19 protein-coding genes are annotated in these 18309 nt (G+C 54.4%); 10 read left to right on the forward strand and 9 right to left on the reverse strand.

What is annotated here, in order from left to right:
- The 5 genes from RS889_RS04020 to RS889_RS04040 are packed head-to-tail and all read right to left on the reverse strand — an operon-like array spanning window position 1 to window position 4442.
- Window positions 1-819, reverse strand: coding sequence for an ABC transporter ATP-binding protein (locus tag RS889_RS04020; RefSeq protein ID WP_315709413.1), 819 nt, complete (start codon window positions 817-819; stop codon window positions 1-3).
- The gene (locus RS889_RS04025; protein WP_021017639.1) at window positions 816-1799 is read right to left on the reverse strand and encodes an ABC transporter substrate-binding protein; all 984 of its coding nucleotides are present in this window, start codon (window positions 1797-1799) and stop codon (window positions 816-818) included. The genes RS889_RS04020 and RS889_RS04025 overlap by 4 nt, the downstream gene beginning before the upstream one ends.
- 14 nt (window positions 1800-1813) lie before the next feature.
- Complete coding sequence (locus tag RS889_RS04030) at window positions 1814-2695, reverse strand: creatininase family protein (protein WP_021017638.1); 882 nt, start codon at window positions 2693-2695, stop codon at window positions 1814-1816.
- A gap of 21 nt (window positions 2696-2716) precedes the next feature.
- Entirely contained in the window at window positions 2717-3172 is a 456-nt protein-coding gene (locus RS889_RS04035) for a RidA family protein (protein WP_021017637.1), read from the reverse strand.
- Entirely contained in the window at window positions 3162-4442 is a 1281-nt protein-coding gene (locus RS889_RS04040) for an amidohydrolase family protein (RefSeq protein WP_315709414.1), read from the reverse strand. Before RS889_RS04040 ends, RS889_RS04035 begins: the two co-directional genes overlap by 11 nt.
- Before the next feature lie 217 nt (window positions 4443-4659).
- On the opposite strand from RS889_RS04040, the gene RS889_RS04045 reads away from it, so the two are divergent.
- The 6 genes from RS889_RS04045 (at window position 4660) to ahpF (ending at window position 11690) form a co-directional block, all read left to right on the forward strand.
- Window positions 4660-5574, forward strand: coding sequence for a LysR family transcriptional regulator (locus tag RS889_RS04045; RefSeq protein WP_315710911.1), 915 nt, complete (start codon window positions 4660-4662; stop codon window positions 5572-5574).
- A 271-nt stretch (window positions 5575-5845) separates the two neighbouring features.
- Window positions 5846-6835, forward strand: coding sequence for an ABC transporter substrate-binding protein (locus RS889_RS04050; RefSeq protein ID WP_315709415.1), 990 nt, complete (start codon window positions 5846-5848; stop codon window positions 6833-6835).
- 29 nt (window positions 6836-6864) lie between these two features.
- Window positions 6865-8283, forward strand: a complete 1419-nt coding sequence (locus RS889_RS04055; RefSeq protein ID WP_315709416.1) for an amidohydrolase family protein — start codon at window positions 6865-6867, stop codon at window positions 8281-8283.
- Between the two features lie 29 nt (window positions 8284-8312).
- Window positions 8313-9311, forward strand: coding sequence for an isopenicillin N synthase family dioxygenase (locus RS889_RS04060; protein ID WP_315710912.1), 999 nt, complete (start codon window positions 8313-8315; stop codon window positions 9309-9311).
- A 177-nt stretch (window positions 9312-9488) separates the two neighbouring features.
- On the forward strand, window positions 9489-10052 hold the full coding sequence (ahpC, locus tag RS889_RS04065) for an alkyl hydroperoxide reductase subunit C (protein WP_315709417.1): 564 nt from the start codon (window positions 9489-9491) through the stop codon (window positions 10050-10052).
- An 81-nt stretch (window positions 10053-10133) separates the two neighbouring features.
- A complete protein-coding gene (gene ahpF, locus RS889_RS04070; RefSeq protein ID WP_315709418.1) occupies window positions 10134-11690 on the forward strand; it encodes an alkyl hydroperoxide reductase subunit F in 1557 nt (518 codons plus the stop codon).
- 152 nt (window positions 11691-11842) lie between these two features.
- Here the strand turns inward: ahpF and uraH are convergent, their stop codons facing one another.
- Genes uraH through RS889_RS04090 form a run of 4 tightly spaced genes read right to left on the reverse strand, consistent with a single transcriptional unit; the run spans window position 11843 to window position 13850 of the window.
- Window positions 11843-12175 carry a hydroxyisourate hydrolase gene (uraH, locus tag RS889_RS04075; protein ID WP_315709419.1) on the reverse strand — a complete coding sequence of 111 codons (333 nt, stop codon included), beginning with the start codon at window positions 12173-12175 and terminating at the stop codon, window positions 11843-11845.
- Window positions 12172-12672, reverse strand: coding sequence for a 2-oxo-4-hydroxy-4-carboxy-5-ureidoimidazoline decarboxylase (gene uraD / locus RS889_RS04080; RefSeq protein WP_315709420.1), 501 nt, complete (start codon window positions 12670-12672; stop codon window positions 12172-12174). The genes uraH and uraD overlap by 4 nt, the downstream gene beginning before the upstream one ends.
- The gene (locus RS889_RS04085) at window positions 12669-12872 is read right to left on the reverse strand and encodes a hypothetical protein (protein WP_315709421.1); all 204 of its coding nucleotides are present in this window, start codon (window positions 12870-12872) and stop codon (window positions 12669-12671) included. The genes uraD and RS889_RS04085 overlap by 4 nt, the downstream gene beginning before the upstream one ends.
- 51 nt (window positions 12873-12923) lie before the next feature.
- A complete protein-coding gene (locus tag RS889_RS04090; RefSeq protein WP_290180456.1) occupies window positions 12924-13850 on the reverse strand; it encodes a LysR family transcriptional regulator in 927 nt (308 codons plus the stop codon).
- A gap of 155 nt (window positions 13851-14005) precedes the next feature.
- Between RS889_RS04090 and RS889_RS04095 the strand changes: the two genes are divergently transcribed.
- The 4 genes from RS889_RS04095 (at window position 14006) to RS889_RS04110 (ending at window position 18303) form a co-directional block, all read left to right on the forward strand.
- On the forward strand, window positions 14006-15040 hold the full coding sequence (locus RS889_RS04095; protein WP_315709423.1) for a Rieske 2Fe-2S domain-containing protein: 1035 nt from the start codon (window positions 14006-14008) through the stop codon (window positions 15038-15040).
- A 9-nt stretch (window positions 15041-15049) separates the two neighbouring features.
- Entirely contained in the window at window positions 15050-16018 is a 969-nt protein-coding gene (locus tag RS889_RS04100) for a PDR/VanB family oxidoreductase (protein ID WP_315709425.1), read from the forward strand.
- 107 nt (window positions 16019-16125) lie between these two features.
- A complete protein-coding gene (gene hpxO / locus RS889_RS04105; protein ID WP_315709426.1) occupies window positions 16126-17280 on the forward strand; it encodes an FAD-dependent urate hydroxylase HpxO in 1155 nt (384 codons plus the stop codon).
- Between the two features lie 252 nt (window positions 17281-17532).
- Window positions 17533-18303, forward strand: coding sequence for an HpcH/HpaI aldolase family protein (locus RS889_RS04110; RefSeq protein ID WP_315709427.1), 771 nt, complete (start codon window positions 17533-17535; stop codon window positions 18301-18303).
- The last annotated feature ends 6 nt before the right edge of the window (window positions 18304-18309 follow it).

The following is an 18309-nucleotide window of genomic DNA, read 5'->3' on the forward strand; positions in this document are numbered from 1 at the left end:
TTACTCCATACCAGATTGGCTGGCCTGCAACAGACTGTCCTGCAACTGTTGCGCATAGTGTGAAAACTGCGGGCTGACACGAAAGCGGTCAGTGCGTGGGAAAGGCTCATTGATGGCGATGTTTTCCACTACCCGGCCTGGGCGGGCCGCCATCATGATCACGCGCTGGGAAAGAAACACCGCTTCGTGGATAGAATGGGTGACAAACACCACTGTTAGATTCTGTTCTCGCCACAGGTGCAGTAAATCACTGTCCAATTTGTTACGGGTGATTTCATCCAGTGCGCCGAAGGGTTCGTCCATCAGCAGTAGCTTGGGTCGGGTGACCAGTCCGCGGGCAATAGACACTCGCATCTGCATGCCGCCGGAAAGCTCACGCGGCAGAACGTGGGCAAATCGGCCCAATCCCACCAGTTCCAGCGCTTCACTGACGCGGGTGTTGGCTTCAGCGCGCGGAACGCCAGCCAGATCCAATGACAACCGCACATTGTTATGTACATTGCTCCACGGCATCAGTGTGGCTTCCTGAAACACGAACGAAAGCGGTAGCCGCATTTTTTCTCGGCTGTCACGCCGCCACAGCACCAGCTTGCCATCACTCGGTTCCACCAGTCCGGCAATCATCTTCAGGAGTGTGCTTTTGCCACAGCCGGAAGGCCCTAACAGGGTGACAAACTCACCCTGATTGATGGTGAGATTTACGGGTAGCAGCGCCCTGGTGCCGTTGCTGTAGATTTTTTCCGCTGACAGAATCTCGATAGCTGGCTCGGTAGTGCGGCGGATATCTCTCATTACGGTCAGTTTGGCTGTCTGGTTCATGGCATAACCCGTGCGTTTTTGATTAGGGCGAGGGTGTAACTCTGAGCAAAGGGGACTTTGTTCGCGTCGATCAGTTTGTTTTTCACCAACATGTCCCAGGTCTTTTTCAAACGCGGCTCGGTAATGGTTCCAATGCCGCCGGTCTGGGCGTCGCCGCCGGTCACCAACTGGTATTTCTTCATTTGTGACAGACTGAATGCCAACTGGGCGGCGCTGATACTTGGGTTATTTTTATGGATCAGCACATTTCCTGCGGTTGGGTCTTGCAGATACGATTTCCAGCCCTGCATCGAGGCTTTCACGAACGCCGCCAGCACCGCCGGGCGTTTTTGCACGGTGCTCGCCATGCAGATGATCGAGTTGCCGTATGGCGGGTAGCCCCAGTCGCTCAGCGGATAAACGTGGAATGGCTTGCCGCCTTTGGCCACCGCAAAGGGTTCAGAGGTGATGTAGCCCTGTTGCACCAGATTGTTGTCCGCCAGAAACGGCTGCACGCTGAAGGTGTAAGGGCGGATACGGGCGTTGGCCAGCCCCAGCTCGCTCTTGGCCCACGGCCAGAAAGAGGTGTATGCCTCGGTGGCCAGCAGAAAGGTTTTGTCTTTTAGCTCCTGTGGATTTTTCACTGCGTCATGGGTAATAAACACCGTTGGCGAATGCTGAAACACGGTGGCGATGGTCATGGCATGTACACCCGCTTGCCAGGACTCCAGCGCCTGACCATTGTCGCCAAGGACACAGTCGGCCTGACCGGCAGCCATCAGTTGCATCACGTTGACCTGCGGTCCTCCCATTTTGATGGTGACATCAAGCCCGGCGGCTTTGTAGCGACCGTTGGCCTGGGCATCGTAAAAGCCACCGTGTTCTGCCTGCGCGTACCAGTTAGTGAGAAAGGTCAGTTTTTCCGCCGCCATGCTGGAAGAAGCGACGGTGAACAGCAACAGGCTTAGCAGCTTGCCATAAGGCGAAAATCTCGTTTTCATCGTAAGTATTCCTGTTATTCAGTGGCAAAAGGAGACGATGGTGGCGTCACGCGCGATTGCACAAAACCGTGCCAGTGATGTTTACCCCAGCTTGGTTCGTTGCGTACTACCCATTCCATCTGATGGACTTCGGTTATGGCTTGCGCCCAACTGTCGGCCAGTGAGTCAAGAATCGCCTGGCCTTGTTCAGCGGTAGCGTCGGTTGGGTCACCAATCACTCCGCTGGGGCTGAAGTCGTATGATGCCCAGGCAGCGGCCGGACGGCCGCTGGACAGTGTTGGGCAGGGAAATACGGGCGGATAACTGGCCACTGCCTGTTCCATATGTACGTATTCTGGTGCCAGTGCCAGCATCAGGGCGGTTTCGCCATGACCGGCGTGCATCGCCAACTGTTGTTCTCTGACGCTCAGGAATTGGTCGGCCGCATTCGGTACCCGGAACACGTCATGGGCTATCAGCACCATGTCGCCGTGCCGTAGTCGCAGTTCGCGCCCGGCCATTTGCAACACCTGCGGCTGGCCGCCGTGACCGTTGATCATCAGCAATTTGCGAAAGCCAGCACGGTAAAGGGATTCACCGATCTCGAGCACGGTTTGCAGCAAGGTATCGCCGCTCAGGGTTAGGGTGCCGGGAAAGTGCAGGTGTTCGTCGGATTTACCGTAAGTGATAGGCGGGATACCAAACGCCGGTATATTTTCTGGTAAACGAGCCAGCGCATGACCCGCCACGCCGGAGGCGATCACGCTGTCCACCGCACAAGGCAGGTGCGGGCCGTGCTGCTCAATGGCGCCGGTCGGTAAAATGATAACGGTGTTGGCCTTGTCCGGTAGCGCAGCAATTGCGGGCCAGCTCAGAAAAGGAAGGAAACGTGATGCGGGAATATAACCGTTTATCATAATTTGCCTCATCGTCAGGGATTATTGTGGTAGCCAGGCAGTGGCTTCGACTTCAATCAGCACCTCGTCGCCGGGCAGCATTTCACTGACCTGTACCACCGTAGAAACCGGTGGTTGCTGCGGATAGAACAGCTTTCTTACCCGGTTGTAATACGGGAAGTGATCCAGATTGCGGAAATATTGCACCAGTTTGAACACGTCGCTCATTTGCCCACCGGCGGACTCAATGGTCAGACGGATGCTCTCCAGCACATACCAGCTCTGCGCCAGAATTGGCCCCTCTTTGGCATCAGTGGAAAATTCACCGGTTTCACCCAACAGGCGACGCGCCTCTGGCGGAATATCCTGATAGCCGCGTACGATAAGCGAGCGCTGAGGATTGACCGGGATAATGCCGGAAAGAAAGATAAAATCGCCGGCGCGATGCCAGGCGGCATAGTGGGCGAGCGGTTTGCCCGCGCCAGCGTCAAGCATCATGAGCGAGTTCCTTGTTCCACGTCCGTTGGTGAGTGATGGCGCCACGGCGTATTACTACGCGGGCGGCACTGTTCAATGGCCAGGTGCCAATATCACTGCCGGGGAAGATAACCATATCGGCCGGGTTGCCTGCCGCCAGCGGTGAGCCAGTCGGGCCAGCACCAGTCAGTGAATGACGATCGCAGATCAGCCGTGATTGCTGGTCGAAAATCTGGTCAAGCTGGGCGGCGAATAGACTGCATATCAGCGTATCCACCGGGTCATAGCTGCCCGTTGGGCAGAAGGCATCCTGCACGTTGTCACAGCCGAGCAATACCGGTACACCAGCGTCCTGGGCTTCTTTCAACAGTGTGATGCCGCGCTGGCGCGGCGTGCGGCCGGTAACGGCATCCTGCAATAGCAGATTGGTCATTGGCAGGGCGATCAATGTGACGCGCGATGCCGCTAATGCGGCAAGTACCCATTGCGCCTGTTCTTCGCCGCCAGCCGCCAGGGCGCAGCCGTGGCTACAGCAGATGTGTCCGGGGAAATTGTGCTCAGTCAGGTAGTGAGCCAGCCATACCAGGCCGTTTGCTGTCGGCGACAGTTCTTCATCAATGTGCAAGTCCAGGTTTAATCGCCAGCGCGCCGCGCAGCGCATCAGATTAGTCATCGCCGCTTCATCCCAGTTAGATGAGTGGATGAACGCGCCGAGCAGCCCCTGTTCATTGCTGTCTGCGACTTGACGGGCTATTGTTTCAGCCACTGCGATATCGGCAAATAGCGGCAGCGGCACCAGCGCTACGCGCTCCAGCGTGCAATCGTGTTGATCCAGCGTAGCGATTTCCAGCCAGGCGGTGGGTGGTGTGGCAGTAAACCAGTCGATATGGGTGCGCAGATGGCTGACACCGCTGGCCACCGCCCGCGCCAGGCCTTGTGCGGCGCGCTGGTGGATATCTTGCGGACTCCAGTGGCGACGGTCTTGATGCATGGCGTCGATGGCGGCCAACAACCCCGGTCCTGCCGGGCGGCTGCGTTGCCGGGTAAACGTTTTGTCCAGGTGTGCATGGGGTTCAATCATACCGGGTAACACCAATGCGCCGCCGAGATCCCACAAGCCATCCGTAGGCTGATGACCTGGAATCAGTGCAGCAATGTGGCCGGCGCTGAACAGGATGTTGCCGTTAAGCGGTTCCCCGGTTTGTTGTGGCCAGCTGGCGGGTAATGCCCAAGCCGGTAGCCGCGCATTACAGAGGCCGTTCAGCGGTACAGGTGGGCGTGACATAGGCATGGCGAGACTCCGTGTTGACATTAAAGGTCCAGAACCAGAACCGGGCTTTTGCCCGGGAATAACACCGTGCGAATTGCTTAAACAGGATTATCAACACGCTGGACTCGTCTTGAAACGAAAGTTCCCGTTGTCATGGAAGCTACGTTATTGTTATATGATTGTTGCGTCCATTGCTTTGATTCGCACGTCTTGTTGCAAAAAAGAGAGCACCCAACCCATGTTTGCCTTCTCCCGGTTTTTGTTATATTTCACTGAAGTGGCCCGTCAGGGCTCGTTTCGTAAGGCATCGGAAACGTTGCATGTCGCGGCGTCGTCCATTGACAGACAGATACTGCGCGTGGAGGAGGAGCTGGAAATGCCATTGTTTGAACGGCATCCAGCTGGCCTGCGTCTGACCGCCGCCGGTGAACTGCTGCTCAACGCCGCCAATAACTGGAAAAAGGATTTTAGTCGGGTGCGGGATCAACTCGATGATTTGCGCGGATTACGGCGCGGACACGTGCGCATCGCGACCATTGATGCCATCAACCGGGGGTTTTTCTCGTCGATGCTGAAGAAAATCCACCTGGAATACCCGAATGTCTCATTCACCCTCACCACCATGAACAATATTGATATCCAGCAGGCGTTGATTTCTGGCGATGTGGACTTCGGTATCATGCTCAATCCGCAAAGCTCGAAAGCGTTGCAGGTGCAGTCATTCGCTGAAATCAATTTAGGGATCGTGGTGCCACAAGGCCACCCACTAGCGGGACGTGACCGTATTCGTTTCAATCAGTGCCTGGACTATCCGTTCATCATTCCCTCCGCACCGTTGATGCTGGCCGAACCCGTGCAGGCATTGTTGAATATTAACGGTGGCAGCGTTAACGAAGTGGGTATTTCCAACAATATCCACATGATTCGCTCGTTGATCAAAGAACAGATTGGCATCGGTATTCTGTGTTGGTTGGACATTATGGACGAGGTACAGCGTGGAGAACTGATGTTCATTCCGCTTAGCGATCCGCAGTTAAAGCCGTTTACTTTGTCACTGTGTGTGGCACCGGCGCGGCAGTTATCGATCGCCGCGTCGATGATGCTCAAGCGACTGGAAATGTTGTTCAGCCAGTTGCAGACCGAGAGCCGGTAAACGGAATAATTTGCACTGGTTTGGTGCGGCTTGCGCTGTATTGAATCAATCGTTGCAGCTGGCGCAGCGGAAACCATCGAAAAAGACGGGGCGGCAGAGTCTGTCACAGATTGGCATCATTTTTGTATCATCCAGTGTGAGTAGAAGCGGTCAGCACAGATATCGGTGCGGGACATTGCTCAGCAATCATTTTCCGGTTCATGACATGAGCTGATTTGAGAGGCTGAGCTATCCTTACCCGGCCTCTCCGACAGCAACAAGGAGAGGCGCAATGAAGGTCATATCACGTATTACTCTGTCATGCTATATGCTGAGCGCGCTTGCGCTTGGCGCTGTTTCCCCGGCCGTTCAGGCCAATGAAAAACTGGTACTGCTGACGTCCTGGTATGCCCAGGCCGAGCAGGGCGGTTACTATCAGGCACTGGCTACCGGGATTTACCGACGCTACGGTCTGGATGTCAGCATCCAGTCGGGCGGGCCACAGGTCAATGGCATGCAACTGCTGCTGGCAAAACGCGCCGATGTGATCATTGGCTATGATTTACAACTGTTGCAAACCGTTGAACGCGGATTCCAGGCTGTAGCGATTGCCGCCCCATTCCAGTTCGACCCCCAAGGCTTGCTGACCCACGCCGGGGTAACCTCCCTGGGAGATCTCAAAGGTAAAACCATTCTGGTGTCCAGTTCAGGCCAGTCGACCTGGTGGCCGTGGCTGAAAGCACGTTACTCGTTGAGTGATGCACAGACCCGTCCCTACACCTTCAACATTCAGCCATTTGTGGCCGACGAGAATATTGCCCAGCAGGCTTATGCCAGCTCAGAGGTTTTCCAGGCACACAAAGCCGGAGTAAAAGCCAACTTCTTCCTGTTTGCCAAGTATGGTTATCCACCTTACGGCGGGATTCTGATCACCCGGCCAGATGTGATTGCTCGTAACCGCGACGCGATGGCCAAATTCGTGCGCGCCTCCATGGAGGGCTGGGTGAGCTACCTGAAGGATCCGACGCCGGGAAATATGTTGATCAAAAAAGAGAATCCAAACATGGGGGATGATCTGCTGGCGTGGGGGGTGGCGCAAATCAAAAAGTACCACTTGATTGACGGTGGCGACGCGGCTACCCAAGGCTGGGGGACGATGACCGAGGCGCGTTGGCAGAAAACGCGTGATTTCATGGTCAATGCCAAATTGCTGAAAGCCGACACCCATTGGCGACAGGCTTACACCACCCAGTTTATTCAGGATCTGCATGTTAAGCCCTGAGAGCCATGTTGCAAGAGGAGTCTGCTGCCGTGTCACTTTTGATTAAAAATGCCCACGCCATTCTCACCGGTTTGCCGGGGGAGGCGGGACGTCACACTGGGCCGGATATTCGTGTCGTTGATGGTGTGATCGACGCTATTGGCGTATTGACGCCATTGCCGGAGGAGCCGCTGATTGATGCCCGTGATTGTGTTGTGTACCCGGCATGGGTCAACACTCACCATCACCTGTTTCAGTCGTTGCTGAAGGGAGAACCACAAGGATTGAACCAGAGCCTGACCGCCTGGTTGAGCGCCACGCCGTACCGCTTTCGTGCCGCTTTCGATGAACAGACGTTCCGTCTGGCGGTACGCATTGGCCTGATTGAGCTATTGCGCTCGGGCTGTGCCACGGTTGCCGACCACAACTATCTGTATTGGCCGGATATGCCGTTCGATACGTCAGAGATCGTGTTTAGTGAAGGGGCGGCGCTGGGGATGCGCATTGTGTTGTGTCGGGGGGGCGCCACTCAGACACGGGCGTTGGAGCAAGATTTGCCGATCGCGCTGCGCCCGGAGCGTATCGACAACTATATAGCGGATATTGAACGGCTGGTGAAACGTTACCACGATCCGCGGCCAGAGGCGCTGCGCAAGGTAGTAATGGCACCGACCACCGTGTTGCACTCGGCACCGCCGTCGCAATTGCGCGAGATGGCGCGGGTGGCGCGTCGGTTGGGTATCCGCTTACACAGCCATCTATCGGAAACCGTGGATTATCTGGATGCGGCGCGGGACAGGTTTGCCATGACGCCAGTGCAGTTCTGCGCTGAACACGAGTGGCTGGGGGATGATGTGTGGTTCGCCCATCTGGTGAAATTGTTGCCGGAAGAGATCGCTTTGCTGGGGAAAACCCGAACCGGCATCGCCCATTGTCCGCAGAGCAATGGGCGTCTGGGCAGCGGCATTGCCGATCTGGTAGCGCTGGAACAGGCGGGCGTGTCGATTTCACTCGGGGTCGATGGCGCAGCGTCCAATGAAGCGGCAGACATGCAGAGCGAAGCGCATGCCGCATGGTTGTTGCAGCGCGCACGAAAAGGCATGCAGGCGCAGCCACGTTACGCCGGTGGCACCTTCGAGGGGGGTGCTGACGCCGTCACCATCGAGGATGTGGTGCGTTGGGGTAGTGCAGGCGGTGCACAAATCCTTGGGCTGACGCGTAGCGGCACTCTTCAGCCTGGCATGTTGGCCGACATTGCCATCTACCGTCTGGACGATCCGCGTTACTTTGGTCTGCACGATATGGCGATTGGTCCGGTGGCCTGTGGTGGTCGTGCAGCGCTCAAGGCGTTAATGATCAATGGCCGGCTTATCGTTGAAGATGACACCGTGCCTGACATCGATCTGGGTGCTATGCGTCAAGAGGCGTTGTCGGCTGTCCACACACTGAAACGGCGTGTGGGCGTGTAACCTGAGAGAAAAAGAAAAGGATAATCATGATGACCCAATCCAATAACGCTCAACGCTATACGTTGCAGGAACTGGAAAACGAAGCGCTGATGGGGGCCGTTGGCCAGGAAACCTCTGCCCGTGAAGTGCGCTGCATTGATTTATCGGATTTTGATCGGCGGAAAAGCGAAATCGCCGACCAGCTATGGCGGGCCGCTGTAGAGATCGGCTTCTTCCAGGTGAGTAATCACGGCATTGATTTGATAGACATCCACCACGCTTTTGATATGACGGAACGGTTCTTCGCGTTGCCCGAAACCGTCAAGGCACAGTATCCGCTGGCCCACAATGCTGGCTGGGAAAGTCGAGCGCAAGTACGCCCTTCTACCCGTACCCCGGATCAAAAAGAGTCTTATCAGATAACGCGTCCACTGATGGATGGCTTGTGGCCGAGTGAGCAGGTGTTGCCGCAGTTCCAACACACCATGTTGGCATTTGAATCACGCTGCTGGCAGTTGGGTATGAAACTGCTTTCCTGTTTTGCCCTCAAACTGGGCTTCCCTGAACATTTTTTCCAGCAGGCTCACAACCCGAACCATGCCGACTACCAGAGCACCTTGCGCATGCTGCACTATTATGCGACTGACCCGCAGCAGGTTACTTCGGCGGGGCAATGGCGTGCCGGGGCGCATACCGATTTTGACTGCCTGACGCTGTTGTTTCAACGTCCGGGGCAGGGTGGCTTGCAGGTTTGTCCGGGTAAAGACAGAGAAAGCCAGCAGTGGACCAGCATCGAGCCGAGTGAAGAGGTGATCACCTGCAATATTGGCGATATGTTGATGCGCTGGAGTGATGATCAACTGCCGTCGAATTTCCATCGGGTGAGGAACCCGACGCCGGACGAGTATCAAGGATCACGTTACAGCCTGGCGTTTTTCTGTCAGGCCAATAAAACAGTGGAAATTGTTGGGCCGGGCGGGAAATATCCGGCGATCCGCGCCGATGCATATCTTCAGCAACGTATTCAGGCCAACTTCGCTACAGGATAGCGACAGAGGTTCCCTTACCACGTTTTTATGACGCTCTGGCGCATCGGCTACCAGATCTATCGGTCACGAGTAAGGTATTGCTTATTGATTCGATACAGACAACGGATTAGTGACGGGCATCACATCATTGTATTTTAGTTCCCATGCCAAACACATGCGACAAATGAGGAAATACTGATGTCCGTTATTAATACCCAGGTTAAACCGTTTAAAAATCAAGCATTCAAAGCAGGTCAGTTTATTGAAGTCACTGAAAAAGATATTGAAGGCAAATGGAGTGTGTTCTTCTTCTATCCGGCTGACTTTACGTTTGTCTGCCCGACTGAATTGGGTGACGTAGCGGATTATTACGACGAATTCCAGAAGATCGGGGTTGATATCTATTCTGTATCCACCGATACCCACTTTACCCATAAAGCGTGGCACAGCAGCTCTGATACCATCGCCAAAATCAAATACGCCATGATCGGTGACCCGACAGGTCAACTGACGCGCAACTTTGAAAACCTGCGTGAAGCAGAAGGTTTAGCTGACCGTGGTACTTTCATCGTTGACCCGCAGGGCATTATCCAGGCAGTGGAAATCACCGCGGAAGGCATTGGCCGTGACGCTTCTGATCTGTTGCGCAAAATAAAAGCGGCTCAGTATGTCGCCGCTCATCCTGGTGAAGTGTGCCCGGCAAAATGGCAGGAAGGTGATGCCACATTGGCGCCGTCTTTGGATCTGGTTGGCAAAATCTGAATAAGCCAGCACTGTTGAGAGACTGATTTTACTATCGGGTGCCCAGCACCCGATTTTTTCCGCCAATGCCAGGGACCCTCTATGCTCGACAATAACATGCAGATCCAGCTGAAAGCCTATCTGGAAAAATTAACCAAACCGGTTGAGCTAGTGGCGACGCTAGATGATTCGGTTAAATCTTCTGAAGTCCGGCAACTGCTGATCGAAATTGCCGAACTATCTGAAAAAGTCAGCTTTTTTGAAAACAATGAACTGCCGGTACGCAAGCCTTCATTTCTGATCACCAATCCGGGATTGGCGACCGGGCCTCGCTTTGCCGGTGCCCCGCTGGGGCATGAGTTCACTTCACTGGTGTTGGCGCTGTTGCAGACGGGGGGCCATCCGTCAAAAGAGACCCAAGAACTGCTCGACCAGATTCGCTATCTGGACGGTAAATTCCATTTCGAAACCTATTACTCGCTGACCTGTCACAACTGTCCTGATGTGGTGCAGGCACTGAATTTAATGTCCATCCTGAATCCAAATATTACCCACACCGCAATTGATGGCGGTGTGTTCCAGGATGAGATCAAAGAACGCCATATTATGGGCGTGCCCACGGTATTTCTGAACGGCGAGCACTTCGGTCAGGGACGCATGAGCTTGGGGGAAATTGTCGGCAAGATTGATACCGGCGCCAGCGATAAACTGGTTGAAAAGCTCAACAATCGCCCGATTTATGATGTGTTGGTTGTCGGTAGCGGCCCGGCGGGGGCAGCGGCGGCGGTGTATGCCGCCCGTAAGGGGATCCGTACCGGACTGATGGGGGAACGTTTTGGTGGGCAGATTCTCGATACCGTAGATATTGAAAATTATATCTCGGTGCCGAAAACTGAAGGTGCCAAATTGGCCACTGCGCTGAAAAGTCATGTCGATGACTATGACGTGGATATCATTGATCTACAAAGCGCGCAGAAACTGGTGCCAGCCAGTGAACCCGGCATGCCGCATCAGATTGAAACCGTATCTGGCGCGGTACTGCGATCCCGCAGCATTATCATCGCGACCGGCGCCCGCTGGCGGAATATGAATGTGCCCGGTGAAGATCAGTATCGTACTCGTGGGGTAACCTACTGTCCGCACTGTGATGGCCCTTTGTTCAAGGGTAAACACGTGGCCGTGATCGGCGGCGGTAACTCCGGCGTTGAAGCCGCTATCGATCTGGCGGGGGTGGTGAAACACGTGACGCTACTGGAGTTTGCGCCGGAACTGAAAGCGGATTCTGTGCTACAGGATAAATTACGCAGCTTGCCAAATGTGGATGTCATCATGAATGCGCAGACGACTGAAGTGCTGGGGGATGGACAAAAGGTCATCGGACTGGCGTATCAGGATCGCGTCAGCAGCAGTATTCATAAGCTGGCGCTGGAAGGGATCTTCGTGCAGATCGGCCTGTTACCCAACACCAACTGGCTGGACGGTACCGTGGCGCGTAACCGCATCGGTGAAATCGAGATTGATGTCAAATGCGAAACCAGTGTGAAAGGGATCTTCGCTGCCGGTGACTGTACTACCGTGCCGTACAAACAGATTATTATCGCCACGGGTGAGGGGGCCAAAGCCTCGCTGAGTGCCTTTGACCATTTAATCAGAACCTAATACTGCTCGGTATCCGCAATGTGTGGTCGAACCGACCGGCGTTGGATTATTCCTCTCATTGTGGTGACCCGACGCCGTTGGCATGCTGACGGCGTTTTTTTATGTCCATCTCGCTTCCGCCAGGGTGTTTAGCATATGCTTTTCTCTCGGTATCAGCTACCGCGATAGGTGGACCAGGAAAAAGGTGAAATCAGGAACGGCAGATGATAATGGCCGGCACCAGTCAGCTGAAAGTCGATTTGTGCCGTCACGTACAACGCCTCTCGACCTGCCGCGGCAAACCACTGGCCGATGTCTGCCGTCATACGGTAGCGACCGGGTAATAGCGGATCAGCGGTGAAGGCCGCAATGCGGCCGTCATCATTGGTCTGATCTTGCGCCACGCTATGCCATTCATCATTTTTCCACCGTTCCAACAGGATATTCACTCCCGCTGCGGGTTTTCCCTGGGTGGTATCCAGAATATGGGTGCTGAGTGTGCTCATGCGCGAATGATTCCTTCCAGTCTGAGTAACGTGATTTGGCGCAATTGCTCCAGTGTTTCTTCTATTTCCTGCTGTTCACTGTTCTGTAGCCGACGCTGTAGTATCTGTAGGATCTCTTCTCCACTGCGATCGTTGGCACGGATCAGAAATATCCGGCCAAAGGTGTCTTCATAACGGGAATTACCTATCCGTAATGCTGCCGCCAGCGAGAGGTTTTCGGTGCTGATGGCTGCCTGTTCCTGCCGGGAAAAATCAGCGTGCCGACGGGTACCACCAGCCTGTTCACCGATACGGGGATGAGCGCGTAGTGCCAGTGTCAGCTCCTCCTCCTGCCAGCCGGTCATTGCCTGCTGTCCGGTGGCCAGTAGGGCGGCACGGTTGCCATAAGGTCGCCTGGCGGTCACTTGTCTGGCCCAATCGGGAATGGCAACACAAGATTCTAGTAGTGCCACTGCTTCACTGATATTGAGCTGGTTAAAGGCTTCCAGTGTAATCATTGTTTCTCTCCTTGCCGGCTGGCAACAATAGATTCTTTGGTATGACTTTTCGTAATAAGAGATCTGCAACTAGCATGCCATTTATATCGAGATGGATGACGGGTACCTGAAAAGCCGCTTTTTTCCGAATTGAGCGTCAGATAGTTGTACCCGGACAGATTGTCACCCAAACCGGATTTTTTCGGACGAATACCTGGCATTGTTGTGTTCCTTGAGACAAGAATGTGATCGTGTGAGATAGCGGGGTGCCTTTATGGTGCGTCCTTTCCCATCTCTGAATGCATATCATCGATGGCTTGCGTAAAGTGTTTGATCACTAACTGAGCCGCCCGCGATAACTGGCGTTTGGGCGCTACACACAGCGCCAGCGTCAGGGGTCTAACGGCTCGATGGCTGAAGGGGACGAATGTTAATGTGCCACTTCTGACTTCACTATAGACATCCAGCAGACTCAGGATGCCTACCCCGACATTCTGATATACCAGTGATTTCATCACTTTCAGGTCATTACACACCATATTTTGTACCGGGATGAGATGGTGACGGTGGTACAACCCTTCCATGCGCTCATGCACCATGAGTGGCGCGGCAGGCAGTAACTGGCGGTAGCTGACAAGTTGGCTGAGGGTGACATCCGTCTGGCTGGCCAGCGGATGTTCCGGCCGCATCACCACGCCAATGGGGATTTCGGTAAACGCCCGTACCTCGATACCTTGCCCTTCCAGCGGATCGAGCAGAATACCGATATCCACCTCAGACTCGGCCACCAGACTGTTGATGGCATAGCTTTCGTCGGTATGGAGGTTAAACGTCAGATGAGGATATTGACGGCTAATCTCCGCCAGTGCCTGGATCAGCACCCCTTCGCTCAGGGCGGCAACCATTGCCACGGAGACATGGCCGCGCTTGAGTCCCTGTAATTCGTCAAAACGCTGGCGCGTGAGGGCGTACTCTTTTTTCCAGCGATGCAGATCACTGTAGAGTAGCTCGCCTGCGGAAGTGAGTCTCAATCCACTGGGCAGCCTTTCAAACAGCGGGGTTTCCATCTTCTCTTCTGCCATCAGAATCTGCCGGTTGATGGCGGAGCTGGAGACATGCAGCACCTCGGCAGCTTTACGCAAACTGCCCGTAGTGGCCACCGCCATGAAGTAATGGGAAAAACGGGACAAGGGATCCATAGATTTACCTGTACGAATTTTTGCAGCGAATATGTTAAAAAACTATTATGGACTGCAACACTTCTTGTTATCCACAATAACATTACCCATTTATTGTTCTGGCTGATGGCGGGTTGATATCAGCCTGATCCGTCTCTGTGTGAAAGGTGATGTTTATGAAGGTAACGCTGAATCTCCCCGCCAATTGCTCCTTTGCGTCTGATGACTGGTATCGTCTGGCCCGTTACTGGCATCCGGTGGCGCTGGCGGCAGAGGTTGGTCCAGCGCCTATGTCGGTCACGCTGCTGGATGAGCCATTAGTGGTGTACCGTGCCGGGGACGATATTGTGGCGGCACGGGATATCTGTCCGCATCGCGGGGTGCCGCTCAGTATGGGGTCGTCTGACGGGCAGGGGATTGTCTGTCCTTACCATGGGTTGCGATTTGGAGAGGGCGGACGTTGTAATCGGGTGCCAGCCAGCCCGGACCTGCCGATTCCGCCCAAATTGAATCTGCTGACCTTCGCAGCACGAGAACAGTATGGCCTGGTGTGGGTGTGTATGGATCCGCCGGATGGCATTCTGCCGGCCCTACCGCTGATGCCGCACTGGGATGATGACGGCTTTCAACAGATTGTCTGTCCCTCTTTTCATATCGCCGGTTTTGCCGGACGCCAGATTGAAGGTTTTCTGGATGTGGCGCACTTCGCCTGGGTGCACACTGACACTTTCGCTGATCCGAATAATCAACAGGTGCCGGATTACCAAACGCTGGAAACCCCCTACGGATTCAATGCCGATTATGTGAGTTCGATGTCCAACTTTGCTCATGGTTCGGGATGTCAGACGCCTGAGGGGTTTACCTGGTTGCGCCATTTCGAGATGCACCTGCCGTTTACCGCCACACTGACCATTCATTTTCCGGATGAAGGGCGTCTGGTGATCATGAATGCCGCCTCACCGGTATCCGCGCGCAAAACGTGTCTGTTTGTGCCGATAGCCCGCAATTTTGATCTGCATATTCCGGTAGAGGAGGTTCATGCCTTTAACCGACGGGTGTTTGAGGAGGACCGAACGATGGTGGAAAGCCAGCGGCCGGAGCATCTTCCGCTCGACCTGACACTGGAAGCGCATATTCCGGCGGATCGCAGCTCAATTGCCTACCGACGTGGTCTAAAACGACTGGGTTTCGGTGCGTTTTTTCTGGTGTAAGAGGGGAGTATGCCAATGTTGAATGTGGTGGTTGATGCTCTTTTCCGCCAGGGGGAAGGCAATTTGGCGCTGCGGCTGGTATCGGCGGACGAACAGCCGCTGCCCGCATTTGAAGCGGGTGCCCATATTGATGTTCACCTGGCTGATGGTATCCAGCGACCATACTCGCTGGCCGGTGATCCGGCGGATCGCGACCATTATCTGCTCTGCATCCGGTACGAAGCGGCTTCTCGTGGCGCCTCCCGCTATGTGCATGAGTCATTACGCGTGGGGCAGCACCTGAGCGTGTCCTACCCGCGTAACCAGTTTGCCCTGGTGCCAGCTAAACGTTATCTGTTGCTGGCGGGGGGAATCGGCATTACTCCGCTGTTATCCATGGCGGAGTCGCTGGATCAGGCCGCTACGCCGTTCGAATTGCACTATTTTGTTAAACATCGGCGTGCCATTGCTTTTCGTGATCGTCTACAGCGAGGTTTTCGTCATGGTGAATGCCAGATTTGGTGCGGAAACGAAGGGCACAGTCCACGCCAGACACTACCGAAAAGCCTGTATGCGGGGGCGAGTCATCGGCGTTTATATGTGTGTGGCCCGTCAGGATTTATGGCGCAGGTGATCCAGCAGGCACAAGCTCACGACTGGCCACAGGATAGGATCCATCATGAGGCGTTTTGTCCGCCGGTTGTGGCGGACAGCGCAACAGCGACGGACAGCGAATTCACCGTTGAGCTGGCATCCTCCGGTCGTTCATTCCGAGTGCCGTCAGATAAAACCATTGCCGCCGTGTTGTTGGAAAATGATGTAGCGGTGCCGCTTTCCTGCGAAATGGGGATTTGTGGCGCCTGCCTGACCGCCGTAAGGGAAGGTACTCCGGATCACCGTGATACCGTGCAATCTGACGCAGAAAAATCCGGCTCGGCTCAACACATTGCGCTGTGCTGCTCTCGTAGTCATTCGTCGCGATTAGTCATTGATTTATAAGCATCAGCCAGTGCGCTGATGGATCAGTTAACTTAGTGGCGGGTGCGTCAGGGTAAAGGATTGGCACACAAATTGCTGTACTTGAAACGGCAACAAATGGGGGATAAATGAAAGCTCTGGTGATTGGTGCCGGTATCGGCGGATTGTGTGCGGCGGTAGCGCTGAAAAAAGTTGGGATCGCTTGTGATGTCTTTGAGGCCGTGGCGGAAATTAAACCGGTGGGTGCAGCCATTTCCATCTGGCCTAATGGTGTGAAGTGCATGAACCATTTAGGCATGGGCGACATCATGGACCGTTGTGGCGGTCCGATGCACTACATCGCGTATCAGGATTACCAACAAGGACGGATCATGACTCGCTTCAGTCTGAAGCCACTGGTGAATCGGGTGGGAGAACGTCCTTGTCCAGTGGCCCGGGCGGAATTACAGGGGCAGATGTTGGATTTCTGGGGACGCAAATCGGTGCAGTTTGGTAAACGCGTCAACCGTATTGAGGAAAACGCTGGCGGCGTCAGCGCTTATTTCAGCGACGGTAGTGTCGCGCATGGTGATTTTCTGATTGCGGCTGACGGCACTCACTCCGTCATTCGACCTTATGTGCTGGGGTACACGCCGGAGCGCCGTTACGCCGGGTATGTTAACTGGAACGGACTGGTGCCGATTGATGAAACCATTGCTCCCGCCGACCAGTGGACCACGTTTGTGGGGGAGGGTAAGCGCGTGTCGCTGATGCCGGTAGCCGATGGCCGCTTTTACTTCTTTTTTGATGTGCCGTTACCAAAAGGGTTAGCGGAAGATCGCCAGAGTGTACGTCAGGATCTGCAACGTTATTTCTCTGGATGGTGCCTGCCGGTACAGCAGTTGATTGAGCGGATTGACCAGCAAACTACCAATCGGATTGAAATTCACGATATCGACCCTTTCAATCAATTGGTTCGTGGCCGGGTTGCGCTGCTGGGGGATGCCGGCCACAGTACCACGCCGGATATCGGGCAAGGTGGGTGTGCGGCGATGGAAGACGCCGTCGTCCTGGGGCAGGTACTGGCGTCTCATGACCGCATCGAATCAGCCCTGCTGAATTATCAACAACAGCGATGTGAACGTGTACGGGATTTGGTGCTCAAAGCCCGTAAACGCTGTGATATCACCCACGGCAAAGAGATGCCACAGACTCAGGCATGGTATGAAGAACTGCGGCAGGAAACCGGCGAACATATTATTGACGGGTTGTGTGGCACGGTTTTGGGTGGGCCGCTGGCCTGAGATATCGCTGAGTCAGGCCTTTCCCTGATGGCGGGCCGCACTCTTTTTTACGTTAATAAAGAGAAGGATATGACGGCACTCATCCGTCCTCGCCCTGGCCTACCCACGGAATCACCTGAGAAGTCAGGATTTGTTCAGAATGAAGATATTCATGAGAGAACTATTTTATATTTTAAAATAAAAAAACATGAAAGATACAATTCATTAATGATATTCTTAATGGTAACCATTATCATTAGCATTTAAATCATTATGCCAGCACTGTATTTACTCTCAGATCGGTTGCAACAACAGCATCCTCTTTTCGGTATTTTGAATTCGGTCTCCCATCCCACTTTGGTTGAAATGATTGCCTGCGCCGGGTATGACTTTGTCATTCTGGATATGGAACATCTCCCTCATAACGAAACGTTGCTTTCACACTGTATTCAAATAGCGCAACTCAATGGCTGTGCGCCATTGGTTCGGTTAACGGTAAACGATCTGGATAAAGTTGGGCGAGTGTTGGATATGGGGGCTCACGGGATTGTTCTCTCCCGCACGGAAACAGGGCAACAGGTTCGGGCCTTACGTGATGCCATCTGTTTCCCACCTCGGGGAAGGCGCGGTATTACCGGCGGGACGGTCACTGGTTTCGGCACACGGTCGCTCCCCGATTACATCCAGCAAGCCAATGAACAGGTGTTGCTCATTCCGATGATTGAATCCCGCGCTGGCGTGGAATCGATAGATGACATTCTTGCTATTGAAGGCGTGAGCATGGTCATGGAAGGGGCCCTTGATCTTGCGCTCGATCTTGGCCTGGGGCCCACTCCTCATCACCCAGACGTAGAGGTGAGCATTCGCCAGATAGCCACGCGCTGCAAACATGCCGACATCCCGTTTTGTGCCAATCCGCGCACGCCTGAACAGCAGCATTTTTGGCAGCAAGCTGGTATTCAACTCTGGCTGTGTGGTGAGGATCGGGGATTCTTGTTCCGTACTCTGCGACAGCGTTTGCAGGATATTAAAGCGTCTTCCTGACTTCCA

It is taken from the genome of Brenneria uluponensis (assembly GCF_032395385.1).
GTDB classification, from domain to species: Bacteria; Pseudomonadota; Gammaproteobacteria; order Enterobacterales; family Enterobacteriaceae; genus Prodigiosinella; species Prodigiosinella aquatilis.